The 26,870-nt window shown below is 70.3% G+C and carries 22 protein-coding genes and 3 tRNA genes; 19 read left to right on the forward strand and 6 right to left on the reverse strand.

The window, feature by feature from the left end:
- Window positions 1–18: 18 nt before the first annotated feature.
- From ilvC to REH65_RS22510, 6 genes are all read left to right on the forward strand, one after another.
- A complete protein-coding gene (ilvC, locus tag REH65_RS22485; RefSeq protein ID WP_281454962.1) occupies window positions 19–1,014 on the forward strand; it encodes a ketol-acid reductoisomerase in 996 nt (331 codons plus the stop codon).
- 172 nt (window positions 1,015–1,186) lie between these two features.
- Window positions 1,187–1,432, forward strand: coding sequence for a DUF397 domain-containing protein (locus REH65_RS22490; RefSeq protein ID WP_281455172.1), 246 nt, complete (start codon window positions 1,187–1,189; stop codon window positions 1,430–1,432).
- Window positions 1,433–1,699: 267 nt separating this feature from the next.
- Window positions 1,700–3,295: a phosphoglycerate dehydrogenase gene (serA, locus tag REH65_RS22495; protein ID WP_281454961.1), complete on the forward strand. Its 1,596-nt coding sequence runs from the start codon at window positions 1,700–1,702 to the stop codon at window positions 3,293–3,295.
- A gap of 282 nt (window positions 3,296–3,577) precedes the next feature.
- Window positions 3,578–4,621, forward strand: coding sequence for a 3-isopropylmalate dehydrogenase (locus REH65_RS22500; RefSeq protein WP_406688979.1), 1,044 nt, complete (start codon window positions 3,578–3,580; stop codon window positions 4,619–4,621).
- 272 nt (window positions 4,622–4,893) lie between these two features.
- Window positions 4,894–6,513 (forward strand): citramalate synthase, encoded by a 1,620-nt coding sequence (gene cimA / locus REH65_RS22505; protein ID WP_406688980.1) that lies wholly within the window; start codon window positions 4,894–4,896, stop codon window positions 6,511–6,513.
- A gap of 78 nt (window positions 6,514–6,591) precedes the next feature.
- Complete coding sequence (locus tag REH65_RS22510; RefSeq protein WP_281454958.1) at window positions 6,592–7,374, forward strand: fumarylacetoacetate hydrolase family protein; 783 nt, start codon at window positions 6,592–6,594, stop codon at window positions 7,372–7,374.
- 117 nt (window positions 7,375–7,491) lie between these two features.
- Here REH65_RS22510 and REH65_RS22515 read toward each other — a convergent pair whose 3' ends face one another.
- Window positions 7,492–8,793 (reverse strand): FAD-dependent oxidoreductase, encoded by a 1,302-nt coding sequence (locus REH65_RS22515; RefSeq protein WP_406688981.1) that lies wholly within the window; start codon window positions 8,791–8,793, stop codon window positions 7,492–7,494.
- Between the two features lie 95 nt (window positions 8,794–8,888).
- Here REH65_RS22515 and gltX point away from each other — a divergent pair, with 95 nt between their 5' ends.
- The 5 genes from gltX (at window position 8,889) to REH65_RS22540 (ending at window position 12,316) form a co-directional block, all read left to right on the forward strand.
- The gene (gene gltX, locus REH65_RS22520; protein ID WP_281454956.1) at window positions 8,889–10,397 is read left to right on the forward strand and encodes a glutamate--tRNA ligase; all 1,509 of its coding nucleotides are present in this window, start codon (window positions 8,889–8,891) and stop codon (window positions 10,395–10,397) included.
- Between the two features lie 212 nt (window positions 10,398–10,609).
- Window positions 10,610–11,422, forward strand: a complete 813-nt coding sequence (locus tag REH65_RS22525; protein WP_406688982.1) for an HAD family hydrolase — start codon at window positions 10,610–10,612, stop codon at window positions 11,420–11,422.
- Between the two features lie 156 nt (window positions 11,423–11,578).
- A tRNA-Gln gene (locus REH65_RS22530) sits at window positions 11,579–11,650 on the forward strand.
- Window positions 11,651–11,680: 30 nt separating this feature from the next.
- Window positions 11,681–11,753: transfer RNA gene (locus REH65_RS22535), tRNA-Glu, on the forward strand.
- A gap of 490 nt (window positions 11,754–12,243) precedes the next feature.
- A tRNA-Glu gene (locus tag REH65_RS22540) sits at window positions 12,244–12,316 on the forward strand.
- 74 nt (window positions 12,317–12,390) lie between these two features.
- Here the strand turns inward: REH65_RS22540 and REH65_RS22545 are convergent.
- Window positions 12,391–13,092 carry an IclR family transcriptional regulator gene (locus REH65_RS22545; RefSeq protein WP_281454954.1) on the reverse strand — a complete coding sequence of 234 codons (702 nt, stop codon included), beginning with the start codon at window positions 13,090–13,092 and terminating at the stop codon, window positions 12,391–12,393.
- Between the two features lie 89 nt (window positions 13,093–13,181).
- Here REH65_RS22545 and leuC point away from each other — a divergent pair, with 89 nt between their 5' ends.
- From leuC to REH65_RS22560, 3 genes are all read left to right on the forward strand, one after another.
- Entirely contained in the window at window positions 13,182–14,585 is a 1,404-nt protein-coding gene (gene leuC / locus REH65_RS22550) for a 3-isopropylmalate dehydratase large subunit (protein WP_406688983.1), read from the forward strand.
- 26 nt (window positions 14,586–14,611) lie between these two features.
- Window positions 14,612–15,214 carry a 3-isopropylmalate dehydratase small subunit gene (gene leuD / locus REH65_RS22555; RefSeq protein WP_281454952.1) on the forward strand — a complete coding sequence of 201 codons (603 nt, stop codon included), beginning with the start codon at window positions 14,612–14,614 and terminating at the stop codon, window positions 15,212–15,214.
- A 231-nt stretch (window positions 15,215–15,445) separates the two neighbouring features.
- Window positions 15,446–16,153 (forward strand): HU family DNA-binding protein, encoded by a 708-nt coding sequence (locus REH65_RS22560; RefSeq protein ID WP_406688984.1) that lies wholly within the window; start codon window positions 15,446–15,448, stop codon window positions 16,151–16,153.
- Window positions 16,154–16,418: 265 nt separating this feature from the next.
- Here REH65_RS22560 and REH65_RS22565 read toward each other — a convergent pair whose 3' ends face one another.
- The 3 genes from REH65_RS22565 to cofC all read right to left on the reverse strand — a co-directional run bounded on the left by REH65_RS22565 (window position 16,419) and on the right by cofC (window position 20,775).
- Entirely contained in the window at window positions 16,419–17,393 is a 975-nt protein-coding gene (locus REH65_RS22565) for an NUDIX domain-containing protein (RefSeq protein WP_406693217.1), read from the reverse strand.
- A gap of 107 nt (window positions 17,394–17,500) precedes the next feature.
- A complete protein-coding gene (locus REH65_RS22570; protein WP_406688985.1) occupies window positions 17,501–19,921 on the reverse strand; it encodes an RNA degradosome polyphosphate kinase in 2,421 nt (806 codons plus the stop codon).
- A 209-nt stretch (window positions 19,922–20,130) separates the two neighbouring features.
- On the reverse strand, window positions 20,131–20,775 hold the full coding sequence (cofC, locus tag REH65_RS22575) for a 2-phospho-L-lactate guanylyltransferase (protein WP_406688986.1): 645 nt from the start codon (window positions 20,773–20,775) through the stop codon (window positions 20,131–20,133).
- A 181-nt stretch (window positions 20,776–20,956) separates the two neighbouring features.
- Here cofC and REH65_RS22580 point away from each other — a divergent pair, with 181 nt between their 5' ends.
- From REH65_RS22580 to REH65_RS22595, 4 genes are all read left to right on the forward strand, one after another.
- On the forward strand, window positions 20,957–21,676 hold the full coding sequence (locus tag REH65_RS22580) for a lysophospholipid acyltransferase family protein (RefSeq protein ID WP_281454948.1): 720 nt from the start codon (window positions 20,957–20,959) through the stop codon (window positions 21,674–21,676).
- Window positions 21,663–22,670, forward strand: coding sequence for an NAD(P)H-dependent glycerol-3-phosphate dehydrogenase (locus tag REH65_RS22585; protein ID WP_406688987.1), 1,008 nt, complete (start codon window positions 21,663–21,665; stop codon window positions 22,668–22,670). Before REH65_RS22580 ends, REH65_RS22585 begins: the two co-directional genes overlap by 14 nt.
- Before the next feature lie 46 nt (window positions 22,671–22,716).
- On the forward strand, window positions 22,717–23,823 hold the full coding sequence (locus REH65_RS22590) for a cystathionine gamma-lyase (RefSeq protein WP_406688988.1): 1,107 nt from the start codon (window positions 22,717–22,719) through the stop codon (window positions 23,821–23,823).
- A gap of 485 nt (window positions 23,824–24,308) precedes the next feature.
- Window positions 24,309–24,746, forward strand: coding sequence for a cysteine dioxygenase family protein (locus REH65_RS22595; protein ID WP_281454945.1), 438 nt, complete (start codon window positions 24,309–24,311; stop codon window positions 24,744–24,746).
- On the opposite strand, the gene REH65_RS22600 is transcribed toward REH65_RS22595, so the two are convergent.
- On the reverse strand, window positions 24,747–25,391 hold the full coding sequence (locus REH65_RS22600; protein ID WP_406688989.1) for a pyridoxamine 5'-phosphate oxidase family protein: 645 nt from the start codon (window positions 25,389–25,391) through the stop codon (window positions 24,747–24,749).
- 60 nt (window positions 25,392–25,451) lie between these two features.
- Here REH65_RS22600 and REH65_RS22605 point away from each other — a divergent pair, with 60 nt between their 5' ends.
- On the forward strand, window positions 25,452–26,867 hold the full coding sequence (locus REH65_RS22605; RefSeq protein ID WP_406688990.1) for a PLP-dependent aminotransferase family protein: 1,416 nt from the start codon (window positions 25,452–25,454) through the stop codon (window positions 26,865–26,867).
- The last annotated feature ends 3 nt before the right edge of the window (window positions 26,868–26,870 follow it).

Here is a 26,870-nt window from a genome sequence, read left to right on the forward strand (position 1 = left end):
AGGAAACGCTGAATCACCATGGCAGTTGAAATCTTCTACGACGCGGACGCGGACCTGGGCATCGTGCAGGGCCGCAAGGTCGCCGTCATCGGCTACGGCAGCCAGGGCCACGCCCACGCGCTGAGCCTCCGGGACTCGGGTGTGGACGTGCGGATCGGCCTGCCGGAGGGCTCGAAGTCCCGCGCCAAGGCGGAGGAGGAGGGTCTGAAGGTCCTGACCCCGTCCGAGGCGTCGGCCGAGGCCGACCTGATCATGATCCTGGCGCCCGACACCAAGCAGCGCGAGATCTACGCCAACGACGTCGCCCCGAACCTCAAGCAGGGTGACGCGCTGTTCTTCGGCCACGGATTCAACATCCGCTACGGCCTGATCCAGCCGCCGGCCGACGTCGACGTCGCGATGGTCGCGCCGAAGGGCCCGGGTCACCTGGTCCGCCGCCAGTTCGTCGACGGCAAGGGCGTGCCGTGCCTGATCGCCGTCGAGCAGGACGCCTCGGGCAGCGCCCAGGCCCTGGCGCTGTCCTACGCGGCCGCCATCGGCGGTGCCCGCGCCGGCGTCATCAAGACCACCTTCAAGGAGGAGACCGAGACCGACCTGTTCGGCGAGCAGGCCGTCCTCTGCGGTGGTGCCTCCGCGCTCGTGCAGAACGGCTTCGAGGTGCTGGTCGAGGCCGGTTACCAGCCGGAGATCGCCTACTTCGAGGTCCTGCACGAGCTCAAGCTGATCGTGGACCTGATGTGGGAGGGCGGCATCGCCGGTCAGCGCTACTCCTGCTCCGACACCGCCGAGTACGGCGACCTCACCCGGGGCCCGCGCGTCATCGACTCGCACGTCAAGGAATCGATGCGCAAGGTGCTGGGCGAGATCCAGGACGGCACCTTCGCCAAGGAGTGGGTGGCCGAGGACGAGTCCGGTCGCCCGAACTTCACCAAGCTGCAGGCCGAGGGCAACGCCCACCAGATCGAAGAGGTCGGCAAGAAGCTGCGCTCGCTGATGTCCTGGACCAACAAGTGAGTTGATCTCGGGGCGCTCCCAGCGCTCGGCAGCCGTGTTCCGCGTGGCCCGGTGAAACCTTGTGAAAGAGGTTTCACCGGGCCTCGCGCGTCGCGGGTGTGGTGGGTAGGTTTCCGCCGGGCGGGTCTCCCACAACGGGATATCGCTAGGAGTGAGGGATACGGTACGCATCGTGAGTGCAGAGAACGAGATCGTCGACGACAAAGCGCACATCCGTGACCAGCTGGACTTCTCGGTCGCAGAGTGGATCACGAGCACCGACGATCCGGACGAACCGGGCGTGGAGATCGCCTTCGTCGACGGTTATATCGGGATGCGGAACGGGGCGGATCCGGAAGGGCCGGTTCTCGTTTTCACCCCCGAGGAATGGGACGCGTTCGTCGCGGGAGCCAAGGACGGCGAATTCGACGAACCGTGAGTCCGGCCGCCGCTCGGGTCTCGTGCCGTCGGGGAGGGCGGTGCGGGCCCGTTCGGGTGGCGATCGCATTTCTCGCACTCTGGAACGGAAGGCCCTCGCAGGGCGGGTGATCTGCGAGAATGCTGGAAGAGCGGGCGGTACCGAGGAGTTGGATCGAGCGGTGATCCGAGCTACACCCTTGTGAACGCTTTCTCAATCTCCCGTTAAACTCCCAACGTCCGGGCACATCGTCGTGCCGATCGTGATCTTCCAGCTTGGAGTTCGCCCGTGACCAACGCAAGCCGTCCTGTCGTACTTCTCGCCGAGAAGCTGGCCCCGTCCGTGATCGACGCCCTCGGCGAAGAGGTCGAGATCCGCAACGTGGACGGCACCGACCGTCCGGCGCTGCTCGACGCTGTCGCCGACGCCGATGCGCTGCTGGTCCGTTCCGCAACCAAGGTCGATGCCGAAGTCCTGTCGGCCGCCAAGAACCTCAAGGTCGTCGCCCGCGCCGGCGTCGGGCTCGACAACGTCGAGGTCCCCGCCGCCACCGAGCGCGGTGTCATGGTGGTCAACGCCCCCACCTCCAACATCGTCTCCGCCGCCGAGCACGCCATGGCGCTGCTGCTCGCGGTCGCCCGCAACGTGCCGCAGGCCGACGCGAGCCTGAAGGGCGGCGCCTGGAAGCGCAGCTCCTACGGCGGCGTCGAGCTCAACGGCAAGACCATCGGTGTCGTCGGCCTCGGCAAGATCGGGCAGCTGTTCGCCGCCCGCGTCGCCGCCTTCGGCACCAAGCTCATCGCCTACGACCCCTACGTGTCGCCGGCCCGCGCCGCGCAGCTGGGCATCGAGCTGGTCTCCCTGGAGGAGCTGCTCACCCGCGCCGACGCGCTGTCGATCCACCTCCCGAAGACCGCTGAGACCCTGGGTCTCATCGGTGCCGAGGAGCTCAAGAAGGCCAAGCCGAACCTCATCATCATCAACGCCGCCCGCGGTGGTCTGGTGGACGAGGACGCGCTGGTCGAGGCCCTGCGCAACGGCACCATCGCCGGTGCGGGCATCGACGTGTTCAAGTCCGAGCCGATCACCGACAGCCCGCTGTTCGAGCTGGACAACGCCGTGGTCACCCCGCACCTGGGCGCCTCCACCGCCGAGGCCCAGGACCGGGCGGGCACCGACGTGGCCAAGTCGGTGCGGCTGGCGCTGCGCGGCGACTTCGTGCCGGACGCGGTCAACGTCCAGGGCGGCGCGGTCGGCGAGGAGGTCCGCCCGTACCTGTCGCTGACCCAGAAGCTGGGGCAGCTGCTGGCCGCGCTGCAGGGCGGCACCCCGAGCTCGGTGACCATCGAGGCCCGCGGCGAGCTCGCCGACGAGGACGTCTCGGTGCTGCAGCTCGCGGCGCTGCGCGGTGTGTTCTCCGGCGCGGTCGAGAGCCAGGTGACCTTCGTCAACGCTCCGCAGCTGGCCGAGGAGCTGGGTGTTCAGGTCGAGGTCAAGACGACCTCGGAGAGCCCGAACCACCGCAGCGTCGTGTCGCTGCGCGCGCACATGGCCGACGGCACCACCTCGGTCGTCTCGGGTGCCCTGTCGGGTCCGAACGAGGTGGAGAAGCTGGTCGAGGTCAACGGCCGCCACTTCGACCTGCGGGCCGAGGGCAACGTGCTGCTGCTGGAGTACCCGGACCGCCCGGGCGTGATGGGCAAGGTCGGCACGCTGCTGGGCGAGGTCGGCGTGAACATCGAGGCCGCCACGGTCAGCCAGACCACCGAGCGCTCGGAAGCGATCATGCTGCTGCGCGTGGACCGCCCGGTCGAGCAGGGCGTGCTGGAGCCGATCGGGGCCGCCGTGGGCGCCCGGATCGTGCGCACGGTCAGCTTCGAGTGAGCGGGTTTTGAGCGCGCAACGAGGTGTCGCTGCGTAGGTGCTCGACGCCGAGTTCGCACGCTGAATAACTCGGAAGCGTGAAGAGGGGTCGTTCCAGTCTCTGGGACGGCCCCTCACGCGTACCTGGACCGAAACAGTGCTTCACCCATCTGGGTGTCCCACAGTTCGGGACTTATCATCCACTTGGTGGGCCCGGCGTGCCGCGCCGCGCGGCCATGCCGGTAGCCTTCGGCTCAACAGTTCGAGCCCCGCAGTTCGGGGTGGTTCTCGGGAGGTGTGTAGATGCGGCTCGCTGTGATCCCCGGCGACGGGATCGGGCCGGAGGTCGTTGCCGAGGCACTCAAGGTGCTCGGCGAGGTGGTGCCGGATACCGAGATCACCCGTTACGACCTCGGCGCCGCTCGCTGGCACGCGACGGGGGAGCTGCTCCCCGAGTCCGTGCTCGGCGAGCTCCGCCAGCACGACGCGATCCTGCTCGGCGCGGTCGGCGACCCGTCGGTGCCCAGCGGCATCCTGGAGCGCGGCCTGCTGCTGCGGCTGCGCTTCGAGCTCGACCACCACGTGAACCTGCGCCCCGCGCGGCTCTACCCGGGCGTGAAGAGCCCGGTGGCCGACCCGGGTGAGGTCGACATGGTCATCGTGCGCGAGGGGACCGAGGGGCCGTACGCGGGCAACGGCGGCCTGCTGCGCAAGGACACCACGCACGAGATCGCCACCGAGGGCAGCATCAACACCGCGTTCGGCGTCGAGCGGGTCGTGCGCGACGCGTTCGCCCGCGCCGCCTCGCGGCCGCGCAAGCACCTGACCCTGGTGCACAAGACCAACGTGCTCACGCACGCCGGCTCGTTGTGGTCGCGCGTGGTCGAAGAGGTCTCGCTGCAGTACCCGGACGTCACGGTGGCCTACCAGCACGTCGACGCCACCACGATCCACATGGTCACCGACCCGGGCCGGTTCGACGTGATCGTCACCGACAACCTCTTCGGCGACATCATCACCGACCTCTCCGGCGCGATCACCGGTGGCATCGGCCTGGCGGCCAGCGGCAACATCGACGCCACCCGCCGCAACCCGAGCATGTTCGAGCCGGTGCACGGCAGCGCCCCGGACATCGCCGGGCAGGGCGTGGCCGACCCGACCGCCGCGGTGCTGTCGATCGCCATGCTGCTCGACCACGTCGGACTGACCGAGGCCAGCAAGCGCGTCGAGGCCTCCGTGGCCTTCGACCTGGCGACCCGCGACCACTCGTCGCCGGGCGCCACGTTCGCCATCGGCGACCGGCTGGCGGCGCTGGTGTCCTCCCGCGAGGTGGCGCCCCAGCCCTGATGTTCTTCCGCCTCGAAGGGCGTCTTCCCCGTGGGGAAGGCGCCCTTCGGCTTTTCCGGATCGTGAGAAGTCCGCCGCGTTCGATGGACATCGGGGCGCGAGGTGTGCAGCATGGGTTCGTGGCTCTCCGCAGTGTGATCATTATTGGCGAGCGCGTCGGGTAAACATCTCCGCATCCCGACGCGCTGACCTCTCGCATCCCGCGGGGGGTCTTTTTTGTTGCCCGCTGCCAGTCCACCCCGAACCGACCCCTCTCGACGGGAGACGATCCAGTGACCCGCACCCACCCGGCAGGCACGCCCCTGGGCGATGACTTCCACGTCTACGACACGACGCTGCGGGACGGCGCGCAGCGCGAGGGGATCTCGTACTCGGTGACCGACAAGCTCGCCGTGGCGCGCCTGCTCGACGGTCTCGGCGTCGGGTTCATCGAAGGTGGTTGGCCCGGAGCGCTTCCCAAGGACACCGAGTTCTTCCACCGCGCGGCGCAAGGGGAACTGGAGCTCGATCACGCCGCTCTCGTCGCGTTCGGCTCCACCCGCCGAGCGGGGTCCACTGTGGAGGAAGATCGTCAAGTCGCGGCACTGCTGGATTCCGGCGCTCCGGTGGTGACGTTGGTGGCCAAATCGGACCGCAGGCACGTCGAACGCGCGCTGCGCACCGACGTCGCCGAGAACTGCGCGATGGTCGCCGACACCGTCCGGTACCTCGTCGAGCGCGGCAGGCGCGTGTTCCTCGACGCGGAGCACTTCTTCGACGGCTACGCGTTCGACCCCGACACCTCGCTGCGCGTGCTCGACGCCGCCGCCGGTGCCGGAGCCGATGTGGTGGTGCTGTGCGACACCAACGGCGGTCAGCTCCCGCTGCAGCTCGCCGAGACGGTCGAGGAGGTCATCGCGCGCACGGGCCTGCGCGTCGGCATCCACTGCCAGGACGACACCGGGTGCGCCGTGGCCAACAGCGTCGCCGCCGTGCAGGCCGGCGCCAGCCACGTGCAGTGCACCGCCAACGGCTACGGGGAGCGCGCGGGCAACGCGGATCTGTTCGCGGTGCTGGGGAATCTCGGGGCGAAGCTCGGCAAACCCGTGCTGCCGGAAGGGAAACTCGCCGAGCTGACGCGGGTTTCGCACGCGCTGGCCGAGATCGCCAACCTCGCCCCGGACACCCACCAGGCCTACGTCGGGCACTCGGCGTTCGCGCACAAGGCGGGTCTGCACGCCAGCGCGATCAAAGTGGACCCCGAGCTCTACAACCACCTCGACCCGGTCGATGTCGGCAACGACATGCGGGTCCTGGTGACGGAGATGGCCGGTCGCGCCAGCCTGGAGCTCAAGGGAGCCGAGCTCGGGCTGGAGCTGTCGCCGGAGGCCGTCGGCGATGCCGTGCGCAAGGTCAAGGAGCTGGAGGCGCGCGGCTGGTCCTTCGAGGCCGCCGACGCGTCGCTGGAACTGCTGCTGCGCCGCGAGAGCGGCGACGCGGCGCTCGACGCGCCGTTCGAGCTGGAGTCCTACCGGGTGCTGCTCGACCACCGCGACGACGGCGAGGTCGTGTCCGAGGCGACCGTGCGGGTGATCGTGTCGGGGGAGCGGGTGATCGCCACCGCCGAGGGCAACGGGCCCGTCAACGCCCTCGACGCGGCGCTGCGCCAGGCCCTCGTGCCGCGCCTGCCGTGGCTGGAATCGGTTGAGCTGGCCGACTACAAGGTCCGCATCCTCGTCGACGAACCCGGCACCGACGCGGTCACCCGCGTGCTGGTGGAGTCCCGCGACGGCGAGCAGGAGTGGACCACCGTCGGCGTGCACGCCAACATCGTCGAGGCCAGCTGGCTGGCGCTGTCCGATGCGCTGAGCTACAAGTCGTTGCGCCGGAACGTGACCGCTGCCTCGCGCTGAACCCCCGAATGCGGTGGTGGGCCTGCGTGGCCGAGTATGTTGGGCTAAGTCCACAGCAGATCGTGCGGAGGTTTTGTCTTGCGGTTGGCTCGTGTCGCCCACTCTGACGGGGTGTCCTTCGTGGCGCTGGAGCCGGATCCGGCTGCGCCGCGCGAGAAGATCGTCGCGGTCGAGATCGACCAGCACCCGTTCGGCACGCCCACGTACACGGGTCGCAAGTGGCCGATGGCCGACGTGCGGCTGCTGGCGCCGATCCTGCCGAGCAAGGTGATCTGCGTCGGCAAGAACTACGCCGACCACGCCGCCGAGATGGGCAGCGAGGCGCCGGAGAACCCGCTGATCTTCATGAAGCCCTCGACGTCGGTGATCGGCCCGAACTCGCCGATCAAGCTGCCGCCGAACTCCGAGCGGGTGGACTTCGAGGGCGAGCTGGCCGCGATCATCGGCCAGCCCTGCAAGGACGTCCCGGAGGCTCGCGGCACCGAGGTGCTGCTGGGCTACACGATCGCCAACGACGTCACGGCTCGCGACCAGCAGAAGGCCGACGGGCAGTGGACCCGCGCCAAGGGCTACGACACGTTCTGCCCGCTGGGGCCGTGGATCGACACCGAGATCGACCCGTCGGACCTGTCGATCCGCACCGACCTGGACGGCGAGGTGCAGCAGGACGGCCGCACCTCGCAGCTGGTGCACGGCATCGGCGGCCTGGTCTCGTGGGTTTCGCGGATCATGACGCTGCTGCCCGGCGACGTCATCCTCACCGGGACCCCGGCCGGCGTCGGCCCGATGACCGACGGCCAGAAGGTCACCGTCGCCATCGACGGCCTCGGCGCCCTCACGAACCCCGTCCAGAACGCCTGACCTCTCCCGTCCCCGGGTGGCCTCGGCTGGTCAACTCCGGGTGGTGAGCCTCTGGAGGCGGGCAGTTTTTCCTCGAATTTCCCGCCTCCGATGTCCCTTTTGTCCGGACAGTTTTAACTAAAACTGTCCCCTGCCGCGCTCACGCGCCCCTCGGTGCCCCGCTCCGCTGTGCTTTCGCGGGTGGGGGCTCCCCTGGAGGGCGTCGCGGGGTGGGCGCTCGCGGAGCGCGCCGTAGGCGAGGAGGTAGGGCGGGAAGCGGCGGAGGTAGGGCACGCGAGAGATCGCGCGCACCGGGCGCGGCAGCCGGGCCGAGTCGCCGAGGTCGATCTCGCCGCGCAGCGCCGGACCGACCACGTTCTCGTGGACCACCCGCTGGAAACCCTGGATCAGCACCGTGGTGAGCCAGCGGCGGCGCTGGATCGCCGCCACGTGCCTGCGGCGCAGCCGTCCTTCGCGCAGCGGGCGGGCCAGGTGGCGGGCCGCCGCGACCGCGTCCTGCACCGCGAGGTTGATGCCCACGCCGCCGACCGGTGACATCGCGTGCGCCGCGTCCCCGATGCACAGCAACCCCGGCACGTGCCACTTGCGCAACCGGTCCAGCGTCACGTGCAGCAGCTTCACGTCGTCCCAGGACCGCACCAGCTCCCGGTCACCCAGCCACGGGATCTCCCGCCTGAGCTGGGCGTTGAAGTCCTCGACCGGCCCCGACCGGCCCTCGCCGTCGGTGCCCTTGTGGATGATCGAGGCGACCTGGAAGTAGTCGCGCCGGTCGATGAGCACCTGGAACGCCCGCGTGCGCAGCACCCCGACGATCCCGCTCGGGTCGCCCTCCTGGCGCGGCAGGCGGAACCAGCGGACGTCCATCGGAGTGGGGAAGTCCCGCAGCTCCAGCTCCGGCAGGTCGCGCACGAACGACTTGCGGCCGTCGCAGGCCACCGTGATGTCGGCGCGCAGCTCCCCGGTCTCGCCCGAGGCGGTGCGGTAGCGCACGCCGCGCACCCGGCCACCCTCCCGGATGAGCTCGGTGGCCTCGGTGTTCATCCGCAGCCCGAACGCCGGCTCGGCCTTGCCCTCCTCGGCGAGCATGTCCAGCAGGTCCCACTGCGGAACCATCGCGACGTAGTTGTACTTGATCCGCAGCAGCCCGAAGTCGCCCATCGTGAACAACGCCCCGTCCGGCCCCAGCGGCAGCTGGATCTTGGTGATCCGGCTCTGCGGGAGCTGCTCGAAGCGCTCCGCCAGGCCGAGGTCGTCGAGCAGCTGCAGGGTCGAGGGGTGCACGGTGTCGCCGCGGAAGTCGCGCAGGAAATCGCCGTGCTTCTCCAGGACGACGACGTCGACCCCGGCCCTGGCCAGCAGCAGTCCGAGCACCATGCCGGCGGGTCCGCCGCCGACGACGCAGCAGGTGGTGCGCTCCATCGCGATCCCCTCCCGAGTTTTCAACGCCCGTTGAATAAACTCAGCATGCACCTACCGGGTGCCCCGGTCAAGCGCCTGGCTACGCTGAATCCGTTATGAGCACGCCAGAAGCCAGCACAGACGCAGCCAAGGAAGGGGCAGCGGGGCAGGTTCGCGCCCGCTTCTGCCCGTCGCCGACCGGAACGCCGCACGTCGGCCTGATCCGCACCGCCCTCTACAACTGGGCGTTCGCCCGGCACAACAAGGGCAAGCTGGTGTTCCGCATCGAGGACACCGACGCCGCCCGGGACAGCGAGGAGTCCTACCAGGCGCTGCTCGACGCGCTGCGCTGGCTGGGCCTCGACTGGGACGAAGGCCCCGAGGTCGGCGGCGAGTACGGCCCCTACCGGCAGAGCGAGCGGCGCGACATCTACACCGACGTCGCCCAGCGCCTGCTCGCCGCCGGGGAGCTCTACGAGTCCTACTCCAGCCCCGACGAGGTCGAAGCCCGCCACAAGGCCGCCGGACGCGACCCCAAGCTCGGCTACGACAACCACGACCGCGACCTCACCGACGAGCAGCGCGACGCCTACCGGGCCGAAGGCCGCAAGCCCGTGCTGCGCCTGAAGATGCCCGCCCGCGACATCACCTTCACCGACCTGGTGCGCGGCGAGATCACCTTCCCCGCGGGCAGCGTCCCCGACCCGGTGCTGGTGCGCGGCAACGGCGACCCGCTCTACACGCTCACCAACCCCGTCGACGACGCGCTCATGCAGATCACCCACGTGCTGCGCGGTGAAGACCTGCTGTCGTCCACGCCCCGCCAGATCGCCCTCTACGAGGCGCTGCAGCGCATCGGCGTCACCGGCTTCACCCCCGAGTTCGGGCACCTGCCGTTCGTCATGGGCGAGGGCAACAAGAAGCTGTCCAAGCGCGACCCGCAGTCCAACCTGTTCCACCACCGCGACCGCGGCTTCCTGCCCGAGGGCCTGCTCAACTACCTCGCGCTGCTCGGCTGGTCCATCGGCGACGACCGCGACGTGTTCACCCTCGACGAGATGGTCGAAGCCTTCGACATCTCCCGCGTGAGCTCCAACCCGGCCCGCTTCGACCAGAAGAAGGCCGACGCCATCAACTCCGCGCACCTGCGCGCCCTGGCGCCCGACGACTTCGTCGAGCGGATCGTGCCCTACCTCGTCGACGGCGGAGTGCTGCCCGCACAACCCACCGAGGAGCAGCTGGCCACCGTCCGCGCCGCCGCGCCCCTGGTGCAGGAGCGGCTCATCGTGCTCTCCGACGCCGTCGGCATGATGGGCTTCCTGTTCGCCGGCGACGACTTCCAGCCCGAGGAAGCCTCCGCGCAGAAGGCCCTCGGCGAAGACGCCCGACCCGTCCTGGAAGCCGCCATCGGCTCGCTCGAAGCGCTCCCGGACTGGACCACCGCCGCCATCGAAGAGGCCCTCAAGGTCTCCGTCGTCGACGGCCTCGGCATCAAGCCGCGCAAGGCGTTCGCGCCCGTCCGCGTCGCCATCACCGGCCGCACCGTCTCGCCGCCGCTGTACGAATCGATGGAACTGCTCGGCCGCGACGTCTCGCTCACCCGGCTCCGCAAGGCGCTCGGCTGAACGAACCCGCGACACCACGACGCCGCCGCACCGCTCACCTGAGCGCGCGGCGGCGTCGTCGTCTCACCAGCGGAATCGTCCGCCACGCGTCCGAGCCCGACTGCTAAGACGGAATGAGTCCCGCCGGTGGTTGCACAGTGTTCGCACTCCCACACCAGACTTCACTAGGTTGGCAGAGTCGGACGCGGTCCGTGAACGCCTAGCCTCTCGGGGTGACATCCGCGGCTGACGAATCGAATCCCCGCAATCCCGCCCAGATCAATCCGGCGCAGATCAAGGCCGTCTGCCTCGACATCGACGACACCTTGCTCGACAGCCGGAGCGCAGCGCGCAGCTCCCTCAGGGAGCTCCTCGGCACCGACCGGGCGTGGCCGGTGTGGCAGCGCACCACCGACCGCTACTACGGGCGATTCGTCACCGGACAGCTCACCTTCGACGACATGTGCGTCGAACGCACCCGCGCCTTCTTCGCCGCCTTCGGCGAACGCATCGACCACGACGAAGCCCGCCGCCGCGAAACCCGGCGCATGGCCGCCATGCAACGCGCCTGGGGCCTCTTCGACGACGTCGTCGACACCCTCGACTGGATGCGCGCCACCGGCCTCAAGCTCGCCGCCGTCACCAACGCCCCCGGCGCCTACCAGCGCAAGAAGCTCGCCGCCGTCGGACTCGCCGACGCCTTCGACGCCGTCGTCATCTCCGGCGAGATCGGCATCGCCAAACCCGACCCGCGGATCTTCCACACCGCCTGCGAACGCCTCGGCCTCCAGCCGAGCGAAGTCGCCCACGTCGGCGACCGGCTCAGCACCGACGCCCGAGGCGCCACCCGCGCCGGCCTCCGCGGCATCTGGCTCAACCGCGACCAGATCCCCGCACCCCGAACCCGCGGCGCGGACACCCATGACGCGGACACCCACGACGCCGGGGAAGTCGCGACCATCGCCGGACTCCGCGAACTCCCCGAACTCCTCGTCACCGAGATCGCCGCGCCCCACTTCGCCGACCTCGTCGGCCAAGCACCCTGAAAACGGCCCTTCACCTGCGGCAACCCCAAAAGAGGGGGGTGCCGGGAAGGGCCTCTCAACGGTGGTCTAATATATTCACCAACGCGGCGGACAGAAGTCCGGAGCCCGAACTCCCAGCGGAGATCGGAATTCCAGACAACTGGCCGTCGGTCACCATGGGGTATGGTGTAATCGGCAGCACGACTGATTCTGGTTCAGTTAGTCTAGGTTCGAGTCCTGGTACCCCAGCGAGCGGATCACTCCGGTGATCTCTCACGCGGTCCCGTCGTCTAGCGGCCTAGGACGCCGCCCTCTCAAGGCGGTAGCGCGGGTTCAAATCCCGTCGGGACTACAGAGGTGGGAGGCGTGTGCCTGCGGATTTCGCAGGCCGCGCCTCCTTCGTCATTGTATTGGGGGGTCGAACCCCCCAAGCCCCCCACGGTGCGGTGGTGGCGTGGGGAGTGCTCCTCGGTTGTCGTGGCGTTTCCGGCCTGGGTTGCCGACCAGCCATCCTCGGTTCCGTGCCGTTGCACTGCTGCTGCTCTTCTGCGCTGCGCTCCTGCTCTGCGCTGCTGTGCTTCTGTTGCTCGGGCTTCGCCCTCGGTTGGTTCTTTGCTTCTTGGCTGCGCTTCGCTTGGCTGCGGGTGTTGCTGTTGGGTTTGGTTGTTCTGTTCTCCTCCTTGCGTCTTTTGTTCTTTGGTCTTGGGCTCGGTGCTCGGAGTTCCTCTTCTTTCCTTCTTGTTGTTCGGGTCACTCGGGTTGTTGTTTTTGCTGGTCTTGGGGTTGGGGTGGGGGGTTGTTCTTGGGGGTTCGGGGGTGTTGTAAAGTTATGCCCGTTGCGCGGTCCCGTCGTCTAGCGGCCTAGGACGCCGCCCTCTCAAGGCGGTAGCGCGGGTTCAAATCCCGTCGGGACTACAACGCAGAGGGGCCTCCCGGTTCGCCGGGAGGCCCCTCTTCTCGTTCTCGCTCCTGCTGTTCCCCGGGGTCGCTCACAACCTGTTCTGCAGGCCCTCTGCTGCTGCCAGCAGGTCCGCCGCCCACCTGGCGCCCGGCCGCCTCCCCATGCGGTCGATGGGGCCCGAGACCGAGATGGCCGCGATGACCGTGCCCTGGGAGTCCCGCACGGGCGCTGAGACGCTCGCCACGCCCGCCTCCCGCTCCGCGACGCTCTGGGCCCAGCCCCTGCGGCGAACCTCCAGGAGCGTGCGCTCACCGAACACCGCCTCCGCGAGCACCGCGCGCTGCGTCGCCGGATCCGCCCACGCCGCCAAGACCTTCGCGCCCGAACCCGCCGTCATCGACAGCGGCGTGCCCACCGGCACCGTGTCCCGCAAACCGCTCGGCGGCTCCGCCGAGGAGATGCACAAGCGCTGCATCCCGTCCCGGCGGTACAGTTGGACGCTTTCCCCGGTGACATCCCGGAGTTTGGGCAGCACCGTGGACGCCGCCTCCAGCAGCGGATCCACCGCGCCGCCCGCCAGCTCCGCCAGAGCCGCGCCGGGCCGCCACCGGCCATCCGAACCGCGGCGCAGCAGGCGATGCGTCTCCAGACCCACCGCCAACCGGTGCGCAGTCGCGCGCGGCAGCCCCGTCCGGCTGCACAGTTCCGCCAGGCCGCACGGCTCCTGAGCCACCGCCTGCAGAACGGCCACTGCCTTGTCCAATACTCCGATGCCGCTATGCTGTCCCACGTACCGATACTAACTTCCCGGCATCTGGGAAGTCCACTCTGTGGGAGAGACCCCTTCCTCGGGTCTCGGCGCGCTCGACTGGAGCAGTGATGGGAAAAACGCTCGCGGAGAAGGTGTGGGAAGCGCACATCGTGCGCCAGGGTGAAGGGCACGAGCCCGACCTGCTCTACATCGATCTCCACCTGGTGCACGAAGTCACCAGCCCGCAGGCATTCGAAGGGCTCCGGCTGGCCGGCCGCGAGGTGCGGCGCCCCGACCTGACGATCGCCACCGAAGACCACAACGTCCCCACCGTGGGGCTCGACCTGCCGATCGCGGACCCGGTCTCGCGCACCCAGGTCGACACGCTGCGCAAGAACTGCGACGAGTTCGGCATCCGGCTGCACCCGATGGGCGACGCCGAGCAGGGCATCGTGCACGTCGTCGGCCCGCAGCTCGGCCTCACCCAGCCCGGAACCACCGTCGTCTGCGGTGACAGCCACACCTCCACGCACGGCGCGTTCGGCGCGCTGGCCTTCGGCATCGGCACGTCCGAGGTCGAGCACGTGCTGGCCACCCAGACGCTGCCGCTGCGGCCGTTCAAGACGATGGCGATCAACATCGAGGGATCGCTGCGCCCCGGCGTGACGAGCAAGGACGTCATCCTCGCCGTCATCGCCAAGATCGGCACCGGCGGCGGCCAGGGCTACGTCCTGGAGTACCGCGGCGAGGCCGTGCGGCAGCTGTCGATGGAATCCCGCATGACCATCTGCAATATGTCGATCGAAGCCGGTGCGCGCGCGGGCATGATCGCGCCCGACGAAACGACTTTCGAGTACATCAAGGGCCGTCCGCACGCCCCCGAGGGCGCCGAGTGGGACGCCGCCGTCGAGTACTGGAAGACGCTGCGCACCGACGACGACGCGACCTTCGACGCCGAGGTCACGCTCAACGCCGACGAGCTCACCCCGTTCGTCACCTGGGGCACCAACCCCGGTCAGGGCCTGCCGCTGGGCGAGAACGTGCCGGACCCCGCGGCCATCGCCGACGAGGGCGAGCGCTACGCCGCCGAAAAGGCGTTGGACTACATGGGCTTGACCGCGGGCATGCCGCTGCGCGAGGTCAGCGTCGACACGGTCTTCCTCGGCTCCTGCACCAACGGCCGCATCGAGGACCTGCGGGCCGCCGCGGAGGTCATCAAGGGCCGCAAGGTCGCCGCCGACACCCGGATGCTCGTGGTGCCCGGCTCGATGAAGGTCCGGATGCAGGCCGAGAGCGAAGGCCTCCACGAGGTTTTCACCTCCGCCGGGGCGGAATGGCGTTCGGCCGGTTGTTCGATGTGCCTGGGCATGAACCCGGATCAGCTGGACCCGGGCGAGCGCAGCGCCTCGACCTCCAACCGCAACTTCGAGGGCAGGCAGGGCAAGGGCGGCCGCACCCACCTGGTCTCCCCGCTGGTCGCCGCCGCGACCGCCGTGCGCGGAACCCTGTCCTCGCCCGAAGACCTCGACTGACCGCCCCACCACCAGGAGCAGTGACGATGGAACCGTTCAAGACGCACACCGGGGTCGGCGTCCCGCTGCGCCGGTCCAACGTGGACACCGACCAGATCATCCCCGCCGTCTACCTCAAGCGGGTCTCGCGCACCGGCTTCGAGGATGCGCTGTTCGCCGCCTGGCGCGGTGACGAGGACTTCATCCTCAATCAGGAACCCTTCAAGAACGGCAGCGTGCTGGTCGCCGGACCCGACTTCGGCACCGGTTCGTCCCGCGAGCACGCCGTCTGGGCGTTGAAGGACTACGGCTTCCGAGTGGTCATCTCCAGCCGTTTCGCCGACATCTTCCGCGGGAACTCGGGCAAGCAGGGCCTGCTGGCCGCCCAGTGCGAGCAGTCCGATGTGGAACTGCTCTGGAAGCTGCTGGAGAACGAACCCGGTACCGCTGTCACGGTGGATCTTCAAGCACTCACCGTGCACGCCAAGGACCTCACAGTGCCCTTCAGCATCGACGACTACACCCGCTGGCGGCTGCTGGAAGGCCTCGACGACATCGGTTTGACGCTGCGCCACGCCGAGACGATCGACACTTTTGAGCGCGGGCGCCAGAGTTTCAAGCCCGCCACGCTGCCCGCCCGCCAGGGCTGAGGCCAACCCGGCCCGGGACGGGTTTTTCCTTTCACAGCAGGAAAAATCCGTCCCGGGAGGGACAACTCCAGACTCGCTCGGAGCACTGCTCGGACCCCGTTGCCCGGACTCGAATGCCCGCGCCCCAAGGAAAAAATGGGGCGTGGCGAATGGCATTTGTTGTTCCGGGGCTTTACCGTTGACATTGAGTCGGCCCAACGGGGCCGTTGTTGTGTCCTGGGAGGGACTGAAGTGAACAAGGCCCAACTGATCGAGGCTCTGGCAGAACGCCTCGGAGACAAGAAGACCGCCAGCCAGGCCGTGGAAGACGTCGTCGACATCATCGTTCGCAACGTCAACAAAGGCGAGAAGGTCAACATCACCGGTTTTGGCGTTTTCGAGAAGCGCGCTCGCGCGGCTCGCGTCGCGCGCAACCCGCGCACCGGTGAGAGCGTGAAGGTCAAGAAGACCAACGTTCCCGCGTTCCGCGCCGGCACCCAGTTCAAGGAAGTCGTGGGCGGCCAGCGGAAGCTCCCGCGCGCGACCACCTCGGGCAAGGCGGCCACCACGCGCGGCGTGACCACGCGCACCGCCTCGGCGAGCAAGACCACGACCGCTCGCAAGCCCACCACCACGCGTGCCGCGGCCAGCAAGACCGCCACCCGCACCACGGCTAAGGCCTCCACCGCGAAGGCTTCGACCGCCAAGGCCACCAAGGCCTCCACCACCAAGGCGAGCACCGCCAAGGCCTCGACGGCCAAGGCCAGCACCGCCAAGGCGGCCCCGAAGCGCGCCACCACCAAGGCCTCCACGGCCAAGGCGACTCCGGCGAAGGCCTCCACCACGAAGCGGGCCAGCACCGCCAAGGCCACCACCAAGGCGGCGCCGAAGACCACGGCGAAGACCACTCGCCCGGCCACCAAGAAGGCCACGACGACGCGCAAGTCCACCAAGAAGTGACCGCTCGCCTCGCTTGCGAGCTCAGGTGGACCGGGCGGGCGGCCGCATAGCCCCGTCTTTCGGGGCGTGCCGCCGCCCGCTCACAGCGCTCGGGACGCGCGAGAACCCGCCGCACCGCGGGCGGCGGGGGTCGCATCCCGTTCCGAGTTGACGCGCGCTGAGAAGCGCGCAGAGCGCCGGAAACGGCGTTGCCGGACCCCTGCGGCGGACGCGACCGCAGCGCTGCGCAGCGGCGCGATCAGCGCCCGTCAGGGGTTCTTCACGGTCATGCCTGCGGATCCGGAAGGTAATCGGCCGCCGCCAGGCTCAGGTTCGGTGCCTGACCGTTCCCCGAGATCGCGCCGTTCCCCAGTTCGCCGTTCTCCAGTTCGCCGGGCCCCACTTCGCCGGGCCGGAACGAGAGGGTCCACACGCTGCCCTTGCGCGCAGCGACCTCGTCCAGGCGCAGACCCGCTGAATCGGCCAGCCGCGTCACCAGATCCGGGATGACCCCGCCCTGGCTGCACACCACGCTGGTGCCGCCGCGGCCGGCCACCTCCAGCATCGCCCGCACGCCCGCGTCGGGATCGGCGGAATAGACCTCTTCGGAGAACAGCGGTTCGCTCACGACGTCGATTCCGCGGTCGCGGGCCACCGGGGCCACGGTTTGTTCGCAGCGCACGCGAGGCGCGGAATAGACGCGGGAAGGCGCGAACAACGGCAACAGGGAATGCAATGCGTCCCGTTGTCGGCGCCCCGCTTCGCTGAGCGGACGAAGAGCGTCATCTCCTGACCATTCGGATCGTTTGCCCGCTTTTGCGTGCCTAACCAGCAATACGGTCGCCGTTTCGGAGCAGGACTCGGCGAATGCGTCGAGCACTCGCGCATCATGCGGATAGGTCAACTCCGCTCGCGCCTCCTTCAACGGTAGCCAGCGGAGTTCGTCCACTTCGTCATTGGGCGTGAACTCGCCACCGAGCAGGTGCGCGGAGAAGTAGTCCACGACCTTCGGCGCGGTCCGGCCACCGCGCGCGGGCGCCGTGTAGCGCACCTGCGTGAGGGGACGGGTGAGCGCGGTCGAAAACCCCGTCTCCTCGGCGACCTCGCGCACGGCGGCGTGCGCGGCGAGCTCACCCGGGTCGAGCTTTCCCTTGGGCAGCGACCAGTCGTCGTAGCGGGGGCGGTGCACCAGCACCACCTCGGGGCCCTGCATGCCGGGGCGCCACAGCACGGCCCCCGCGGCGCGCACCGCTTCGGTCACCGGGATGTCGGTCACGATCTACTTCCTCAACGAGCCTGGGGAACGAGTTGTCGCCGGCAGTCCGCGGAGCCGCTCAGCCCCTCCTGCCCGCACCGCTGGGCTGAGCATCACTGGGAAACCTTGGCGCCGTGGCCGGAGAGCATTTCGGTCTGGTGGTCGCGGACCTGTTCGCCGCTGCGCGGGGAGGCTTCCCAGTCGCCCTTGGCGTTGAGCACCCAGCAGCGGGTCGAGGGGTGCAGCGCGGAGTCCATCATCGCGTCCATCTGGGCGGTCAGCTTCGGGTCGGTGACGCGGACCTGGGTCTCGATGCGGCGGTCCAGGTTGCGGTGCATCATGTCGGCGCTGCCCAGCCAGTGCTCGTCGATGCCGACGAAGTGGAACACCCGCGAGTGCTCCAGGAAACGCCCCAGGATGGACCGGACCTCGATGTTGTCGCTGAGCCCGTCGACACCGGCCTTGAGCGCGCAGATGCCGCGCACCACGACCTGCACCGGCACACCGGCCTGCGATGCGCGGTAGAGGGCGTCGATGATCTGCTCGTCGACCAGCGAGTTCACCTTCATCCGCACGCCGCAGCTCAAACCCTGCCGGGCGCGCTCGATCTCGGCCTCGATGCGCTCGACGATGCCGGTGCGGATGCCCTGCGGCGACACCAGGATCCTCCGGTAGTCGCCGTGCCGGGCGTAGCCGGTGAGCACGTTGAACAGGTCGGTGAGGTCGGCGCCGATCTCCGGAGAGGCCGTCAGCAGGCCCAGGTCCTCGTAGATGCGGGCGGTCTTCGGGTTGTAGTTGCCGGTGCCCAGGTGGCAGTAGCGGCGGATCGTCGAACCCTCCTGGCGCACCACGAGCGAGGTCTTGCAGTGCGTCTTCAAGCCGACCAGGCCGTAGACGACGTGCACGCCCGCGCGCTCCAGGGTGCGCGCCCACTGGATGTTGGCCTGCTCGTCGAACCGCGCCTTGAGCTCCACCAGCGCCACCACCTGCTTGCCCGCTTCGGCGGCGTCGATGAGGGCGTTGACGATCGGCGAGTCGCCGGAGGTGCGGTAGAGGGTCTGCTTGATGGCCAGCACGTGCGGGTCGGCGGCGGCCTGCTCGATGAAGCGCTGCACCGAGGTGGAGAACGAGTCGTAGGGGTGGTGCACCAGCACGTCGCCCTCGCGCAGCGTGGAGAAGATGCTCTTGGGCGTCTGGCCCTCGGCGAACGCGGGGTGCGTGGCGGGCACGAACGGCGAGTTCTTCAGGTCCGGGCGCTGCAGCTTGTCGAGCTGGAACAGGCAGGACAGGTCGAGCAGCCCCTTGACCTCCACCACGTCGTGCTGGTCGACCTCCAGCTCGCGCAGCAGGAGTTCGAGCATGTTCTCGCTCATGGTGTCGGTGACTTCCAGCCGCACCGGCGGCCCGAACCGGCGGCGCGCGAGCTCCCGCTCCATCGCTTGCAGGAGGTCCTCGTCGCGGTCCTCCTCGACCTCCAGGTCGGCGTTGCGGGTGACGCGGAAGATGTGGTGCTCGGAGACCCGCATTCCCGGGAACAGCTTGCCCAGGTGCGCGGCGATGAGCTCTTCCAGCGGCAGGAAGGTGGCCAGCTCGTTCTCGCGGTCGGCCTCCACCCGGATCAGCCGGGGCACGTTGTCGGGGACCTTCACGCGCGCGAAGCGGCGCAGCCCGGCGTCCGGATCGGTCACCGTCACCGCGAGGTTCAGCGACAGCCCGGAGATGTAGGGGAACGGGTGCGCCGGGTCCACGGCCAGCGGGGTGAGGACGGGGAAGATGTGGTCCTCGAAGTAGCGGGTGAGCTTGACCTGGTCGTCGGTGTCGAGCTCGGACCAGTCCAGGATGCGGATGCCGCTCGCGTCGAGCTCCGGCAGCAGCTCGTCGACGAACACGCGCCCGAGCTTCTCCATCAGGTCCTGGTTGCGGGCGGCGATGCGCACCAGCTGCTCGTGCGGGGTGAGCCCGTCCGCGCTGCGCACCGACAGCCCGGTCTCCTCGCGGCGCTTCAGCCCGGCCACCCGCACCATGTAGAACTCGTCCAGGTTGGAGGCGAAGATCGCCATGAACTTCGCCCGCTCCAGCACCGGCTGCGACCGGTCCTCGGCGAAGGCGAGCACGCGCGCGTTGAAGTCCAGCCAGGACAGCTCCCGGTTGAGGTAGCGGTCCTCCGGCAGGTCGGTGGTCGCCGCTGCTCGGGTGACGGCCGGCGGCGCGGAGGGAACCCGCGCGCCGTCGTTGGCCGGCGGAGGCGGCGCGGTGTCGGAGCCGGCGGCGCGGCGAGCAGGACGCGGCGCGCGGTTCGCGGCCTTGCCGTTGGCCGCCCCGCCGTTGGACCTCCTGGCGGCGGAGGCCCTGCTGCTGGACGCCTTCCCGGCGGAGGCGTTGCCAGCGGACGCCTTGGCGCTGGACGAGGCCTTGCCGCTGGAGGACGCCTTGCCGCTGGACGACGCCTTGCCGCTGGACGACGCCTTGCCGCTGGACGACGAGGTGCGCTTGGCGGGCCGCTTCGGCGACGGGTCGCTGCTGTTCGTGCTCACCGGCCCATTGTCACTCAAAAAACCGTTTCAGATCGACCGCCGCGGACGTTCACGCGATGTTCGTCTGAGCACAGCCGCACCGTGCGTGACGTGCACGAGGGAACCTTCCTCTCACGCCGGGCCTCCGGAGGGGACGCTTCACGCGGTCGGCGCGAGGAGGGGAACCTTCGTGTCACCACCGTCGTCAGCGGTGCGTGGGAACCTTTCGCTCACTCCGCCGACGCGACCCGGGCGCGGGTGCGGGGGCCGAGGCCGGTGGTCTTCGCCGAGGTCAGGTCGGCTTCGGTGTCGACGTCGCGGCGCAGCGACTCCCACGGGCCGAGCAGGGTTTTCGCGCCCGACTCGGAGTGGGCATCGGCGGAGCCGGGGCCGAAGCGCGGGTCCAGCGGCAGGCCGGGTTCGGCCAGCAGCAGCGTCGTGCCGTCGCCGGGCAGGTCGGGGCAGAACGAGCGATCGGTTCCCGCCGCGCGCAGCGCCCACCCGAGTTCGCCGGAGCGCAGCGCGGGCAGGTCGGCCTGCAGCGCGCCGACGCGGAACGCGCCGCGAGCGCGCAGCACCTCGTCGCCGTGGCGCAGCGCGGCGTTGAGGCCGTCGGCCGGTTCGTCGGGCAGGACCTCGACGCCGAGCGCGGTGAAGGACTCGGTCAGCGCGCGATCGGAGGAGACCACCACGACCCCGGCGACTCCGCGGGCGCGGCGGGCGGCGGCGACGGTGTCCAGCGCCATCGCGGTGACCAGCTCGGCGTGCCCGGCGGGTCCGCGCCCGGCCAGCAGCCGGGACTTGGCGCGGTTCAGGGGCTTGAGCGGGACGAGCAGGTGCACCCCGGTGCTGTCGGGCGTGTCGGCGGCGGTCACGGGTCCATCTTGCGTCAACGTCCGCCGATGCGGTGGCGGGCCGGTCAACTGCCGCCTGGTTGACGAGCCGGTGCCCCGTGCCGGGTAATTTGACGGGCGCTCGAGACTTGGAGGAATGGCCGTGGTGGAACCGAGGAACCTCCGACGCCGGCGGAGGACGACCAGCGAGAAGGCACACGGGATGGGCATCTTCTGGCTGGGCCTGGCCCGCTGGGTGTTCTACCCGCTGACCTGCCTGCTGGCGCGCGTCCGGGTGCGCGGGGTGCACCACATCCCGGCCGAGGGCGGCGCGCTGATCGTGCTCAACCACGTCTCCCACCTCGACCCGATCTTCGACGCGGTCACCGTGCACCGCGCGGCCCGGGTGCCGCGGTTCATGGCCAAGAACAGCCTGTGGAACGTGCCGGTGCTCAAGAACGTGCTGGTCGGCGTCGAGCAGATCCCGGTCTACCGGGGCACCGCGGACGCGCAGAAGAGCCTGCGCGACGCGCACGCGGGGCTGGAGAACGGCAAGGTCCTGGTGATCTACCCGGACGGCACCATCACCAAGGACCCCGACGGCTGGCCGATGACGCCGAAGGTCGGAGTGGCCCGGTTGGCGCTGGCCAACGACATCCCGGTGATCCCGGCCGCCCGCTACGGCACCCGCGAGCTCTACGACCACTACAACAAGAAGTTCCGGCCCTTCCCGCGCAAGACGGTGAACTACGTCTTCGGCGAACCGCTGGACCTGTCGGCCTACCGCGGCGGCGACCCGGACGTGGAGACGATCCGCGAGGTCACGAACCTCGTGATGAGTCGGGTCCGCGACCTGCTCGGCGAGATCCGCGAGGAGCAGCCGCCCACCGAGTTCTACGCCCCCGCCCGCAAGAAGAAGAAGGGAACCGATGGCGCAGCCTGAGCGGATCGCGGTGCTGGGCGCCGGATCCTGGGGGACGACGTTCGCGAAGGTGCTGGCCGACGCGGGCAACGACGTCGCGCTGTGGGCCCGGCGCCCGCAGGTGGCGCAGGAGATCAACGAGACCCGGCGCAACGGTTCCTACCTGCCGGGCATCGAGCTGCCGGAGCGGCTGCGCGCCACCGACGACGCGGCGGAGGCCGTGCACGCCGCGGAGGTCGTGGTGCTGGCGGTGCCGAGCCAGACGCTGCGCGAGAACCTCGCGGGCTGGCAGCCGCTGCTGCCGGCGGACGCGACGCTGGTGAGCCTGGCCAAGGGCGTGGAACTGAGCACGCTCAAGCGGATGAGCCAGGTCGTCGGCGAGGTCGCCGACGTGCCGATGCATCAGGTCGCCGTGGTGTCCGGGCCGAACCTGGCCAAGGAGATCGCCGCCGGGCAGCCGACCGCGACGGTCGTGGCCTGCCCGGACGAGGAGCGGGCGGTGGCGCTGCAGAAGGCCTGCTTCACGCCGTACTTCCGGCCCTACACCAACACCGACATGGTCGGCATCGAGATCTCGGGCGCCTGCAAGAACGTCATCGCCCTGGCCTGCGGCATCGCGGCGGGGCTCGGGTTCGGGCACAACACGATGTCGTCGCTGATCACCCGGGGGCTGGCCGAGACGACTCGGCTCGGGGTGGCGCTGGGCGCCGACCCGATGACCTTCGCCGGCCTGGCCGGTCTGGGCGACCTGGTGGCGACGTGCTCGTCGCCGCTGTCCCGCAACCGGACCTTCGGCGAGCGGCTGGGCAGGGGAGAGACGCTGGCCCAAGCGCAGGAGGCCGCCCACGGCCAGGTGTCGGAGGGCGTGAAATCCTGCTCCTCGATCCGCCAGCTGGCCGACCGGCACGGCGTGGAGATGCCCATCACCGACGTGGTGCACCGGGTGTGCCACGAGGGGCTGGAGCCGGGCCCGGCCACGGCGGAGCTGCTGGGACGCGAGCGCAAGGCCGAATGATCCGGTCGCCGTGCTCGCGTCGATCGCGAGTGCGGGAGTGACCACAGTGAATCTTGGGGATTTCGGCGACGGGACGCGCGTCGTGCACGGCGGGCACCCGGAGCCCGAGGCGGGAACTCCGCTGCTGCCGGGGCCGGTGTTCGCCGCGCCGTACCACCTGGGCGAGTCCGGACCGAGCGGTGACTTCTACGGCCGCGCGGGCAACCCCACCTGGCGCGCGCTGGAGTCGGCGATCGGCGAGCTCGACGGCGGGCGTTGCGTTCTGCTGCCCTCGGGGATGGCGGCGATCAGCACGCTGCTGCGCTCGGTGCTGCGCACCGGTGACAAGCTGGTCCTGCCCTCGGACGGCTACTACGCGTCCCGCCAGTTCGTCGCCGACGAGATGGGCGAGCTGGACCTGGACGTGCGGGAGATCCCCACGCCGGGGCCGTGGACCGACGACGTCTTCGACGGCGCCCGGCTGGTGCTGCTGGAAACCCCGTCCAACCCGGGCGGCGACGTCTGCGACATCGCCGAGCTCGCCGAGCGGGCCCACGCCGCGGGCGCGTTGCTGGCGGTCGACAACACCACGGCGACGCCGCTGGGGCAGCGTCCGCTGGAGCTGGGTGCGGACATCGTGATCGCCAGCGACACCAAGGCGCTGGCGGGGCACAGCGACATCCTGCTGGGGCACGTCTCGGTCCGCGACGACGAGCTCGCCGACCGGCTGGTGCGCGCCCGGTCGCTGTCCGGCGCGATCCCCGGCCCGTTCGAGACGTGGCTGGCGCACCGCAGCATGGGCACCCTCGACCTGCGCCTGTCCCGGCAGGCCGAGAACGCCGCCGCCCTGGTCGAGGCCCTCTCGGGACACCCGGCGGTGAGCGGTCTGCGCTGGCCGGGCTGGTCCCAGGACCCGGCGCACGAGCTGGCGAGCAAGCAGATGCGCCGCTTCGGCGGCGTCTTCCGCTTCGAACTCGCCGACGCCGAGGCGGTCAACTCGTTCATCGCCCGGTCCCGCCTCGTCGTCGCGGCCACCAGCTTCGGAGGACTCCACTCCACCGCGGACCGCCGAGCCCAGTGGGGGGACCAGGTCCCGGAGGGCTTCGTCCGCTTCTCGGCGGGCTGCGAAGACCCCCACGACCTCGTCCCAGACGTCCTCCAAGCCCTCTCCTGACCGGAGCCCCACCGGGGCCCTCTCCTGACCGGAGCCCCACCGGGGCCCTCTCCTCACCGGGGCCCTCTCCTGACCCACCCGTCCTCGCCACCCTCACCTCGGTCGGGTGGGGACGGGATTACTCCCGTACTCCGTCAACGGAATACGGGAGTAATCCGGGTTCGGGACGGAACGCCGCCGCAATCCGGGACCGGAATGCGGGAGCAATCGCGTCACCTTCACCCCGTCGGGTGTGAAGTGGGTCGCTGGGTGTGGGGGTGCGGTGGGGAGTTGGTTGACGGCGGGGTGGGGGACTGGTTGAGTGCTGGGCGTGTTGAAGCGCGCAATCACCGGCCGACGGGGTCACATCGACCTGCACCGCGTCGCCAGCGCGCTGTGTTCGTGTTCTTCGTGTTGATCGATCTCATCCAGTTCCCGGGTTGATCGCGGCGTCCTCGCGCGCCTGCGCCCCGGGGTTCGTTCACGATCTCCGAAGGACCACAACCGTGTTCGCCGTTCCGCCCAACACCGTGGCCGCGCCCGCCGACCTGACCATCGCGCACCCGGCCCGCATCGCCCGAGAGTTCGCCGCCGACCGCGCGTCCTGGGCGCACCTGCTGCGCTACGACGCCGATGAGCGCTGGGCCGGGCTGCTCGCCCGCACCGACGCCTACGAGGCGTGGCTGCTGAGCTGGCTGCCCGGCCAGCGCACCGATCTGCACGATCACGGCGGCGCCACCGGTGCTTTCACCGTCGTGCAAGGGGTTCTGACCGAGCGGGTCGCCCGCGCCGGGGACGCGGAGGTGCTGCACTCGCTGAGCGCGGGCCAGTCGCGGGTGTTCGGCCCGCACTACGCCCACCAGGTCAGCAACCTCGGCGTCGATCCGGCGGTGACGATCCACGTCTACCGGCCGCAGCGCGCCAACCGCACGATCCGGGGCTGATCAGCTCCGGCGCAGCACGTGCTCGGGAACGGGCAGGTCGGTGACGAGGTCGGCCGCGGGCACCGGCTCGCCCCAGGTCCGGTGCAGCGGCAGGACCCCGGCCCACGCCGCGTTCGCCTCGACGTCCTCGGCGTCGTCGCCGGGGCCTCCGGCGCGGATCTTCACCGAGGACTCGCCGAGGTCGAGGGCGATCACGGCGGTGGCGGCGAGCTCCTTCTTGTTCGGCTGCCGCGCGTGGTCCCAGGAACCGGGGGCGAGGTGCTCGGTGATCACCCGCAGCGCCTCCCAGCGCTCGCCGGGGTCGGTGACGCGCCGGGCGCGGCCGTGGACCACCGCCGACCGGTAGTTCATCGAGTGGTGCATCATCGACCGCGAGTACACGACGCCGTCCACGACGGTCACCGACGCGCACACCTCGTCGGCCTCCCGCAGGCTGCGGGCCCCGCTCGATCCGTGCAGGTAGAGGGTGTCGTCGAGGCGCCCGTAGCCGGTGGGCAGCACGCGCGGGGAACCGTCGACGACCATCGCCAGGTGGCAGATCAGCCCGGCGTCGAGGGTGGCGTGCAGGTCGGCGCGGTCGGTGCTGGCCCGGTGGGCGCCGCGGCGGACGGTGGAGCGTTCCGTGGGGGAGAGCTGCGTAGTCACGTCGCCAGCATCACCCGGACAAGTGGCCTCATCGAAGTGCCAATCTGCGAGAATTCCAGAATGCCACATGACGTGCCCGCGGCGAGCTCCCCGCTGCTGGAGCTGCCCATCGACCTGCACCGGGACGGTGATCTGCCGCTCGCGGTCCAGCTCGCCGACGCCCTGCGGCACGCGGCCACGATCGGCCAGCTGCGCGGCGGCGACCGGCTGCCGTCCACGCGCGCCCTGGCCCGGCACCTGGCGGTGAGCCGCACCGTCACCGCCGCCGCCTACGAGCAGCTGCACGCCGAGGGCTGGATCGTCGGGCGGCGCGGATCGGGCACCTTCGTCACCACCAGCCCGCCCGGTGCCCGCAGCGACGCCGTCGCGCCGCCGGTGCTGGAGCGCAAGCACGCCGAACGCCCGATGGTGCAGCTGTTCGCCGGGGTCCCGTGGGCGGACGGGATCGACCGCGCCGCGTGGCGCCGGGCGTGGCGCGCCGCCGCCGACACCGCCCCCGACCTGCGACCGCAGCGGGCGGGGCTGCTCAGCTACCGCGAGGCCGTCGTGGAACACCTGCTGCGACACCGGGGTCTGGTCGTCGGCGGCTGGACCGCCGAGAACGTGCTGGCCACCGGCGGCACCAGCACCGCCCTCGGCGAACTCGCCGCCGCCGTGCTGCCGCGCGGCGCGAAGGTCGCCGTCGAGGAACCCGGCTACCAGCGCGCGGTCGGTGCCCTCAAGGCAGCGGGCGTGGAGGTCGTGCCCGCGCCCGTCGACCACTCCGGGCTCGTCGTCGACGACATCCCCGGCGGGATCGCGGCCGTCTACTGCTCACCGGCGCACCAGTTCCCGATCGGCGGCAGGCTGCCCGCCGAGCGCCGCATCGCGCTCATCGAGCGCGCCCGCGACGAGGGGTGGCTGATCGTCGAGGACGACTACGACGGCGAGCTGCGCTACGACGTCGCCCCGCTGCCGGTGCTGGCGTCGATGGCCCCCGACGTCGTGGTGCACCTGGGCACCACCAGCAAGATCCTCACTCCCACGCTCGGCGTCGGCTGGATGCTGGCCGCCGAGCGGATCACCACCGCCGTGCAGCGGCACCGCGAGCGCATCGGCCAGGGCCCGGCGCTGGCGGGCCAGCGCGTGCTGGTCGAGTTCGCCCGCCACGGCGACCTCGGCCGGCACCTGAGGCGGTTGCGCCGCGAGCTGTCGCAGCGCCGGGCGCTGGTCGTCGAGACCCTCGCGGCCGAGGACGTCGAGGTGTTCGGCGACCGCGCGGGCGCGCACGTCGTGCTGCCGCTGCCCGACGCCGACACCGAGCGGCGCGTCCTCGACGACGGCGCGGAGGAGGGGCTGGTCCTCGACGGGCTGCGACGGCACCACGACGGACCGCAGCGCTGGTGCGGACTGGTCCTCGGCTACGCCGCCTGCAGTCGTCATGAGCTCCGATCGGCCCTGCCGATCGTGGCCCGGTTGTGCCGCGGAACGCCCTGATAC

The sequence above is a fragment of the Saccharopolyspora sp. ID03-671 genome (assembly GCF_045278815.1).
Classification (GTDB): domain Bacteria; phylum Actinomycetota; class Actinomycetes; order Mycobacteriales; family Pseudonocardiaceae; genus Saccharopolyspora; species Saccharopolyspora ipomoeae.

Excerpts from the sequence above, each read along its gene's own strand:
- ilvC (WP_281454962.1), top strand. The coding sequence starts at position 19 with ATGGCAGTTGAAATCTTCTACGACGCGGACGCGGACCTGGGCATCGTG.
- REH65_RS22500 (WP_406688979.1), top strand. The coding sequence starts at position 3,578 with ATGCGGCTCGCTGTGATCCCCGGCGACGGGATCGGGCCGGAGGTCGTT.
- REH65_RS22515 (WP_406688981.1), bottom strand. The coding sequence starts at position 8,793 with ATGGAGCGCACCACCTGCTGCGTCGTCGGCGGCGGACCCGCCGGCATG.
- gltX (WP_281454956.1), top strand. The coding sequence starts at position 8,889 with ATGAGCACGCCAGAAGCCAGCACAGACGCAGCCAAGGAAGGGGCAGCG.
- leuC (WP_406688983.1), top strand. The coding sequence starts at position 13,182 with ATGGGAAAAACGCTCGCGGAGAAGGTGTGGGAAGCGCACATCGTGCGC.
- leuD (WP_281454952.1), top strand. The coding sequence starts at position 14,612 with ATGGAACCGTTCAAGACGCACACCGGGGTCGGCGTCCCGCTGCGCCGG.
- REH65_RS22580 (WP_281454948.1), top strand. The coding sequence starts at position 20,957 with ATGGGCATCTTCTGGCTGGGCCTGGCCCGCTGGGTGTTCTACCCGCTG.
- REH65_RS22585 (WP_406688987.1), top strand. The coding sequence starts at position 21,663 with ATGGCGCAGCCTGAGCGGATCGCGGTGCTGGGCGCCGGATCCTGGGGG.
- REH65_RS22605 (WP_406688990.1), top strand. The coding sequence starts at position 25,452 with ATGCCACATGACGTGCCCGCGGCGAGCTCCCCGCTGCTGGAGCTGCCC.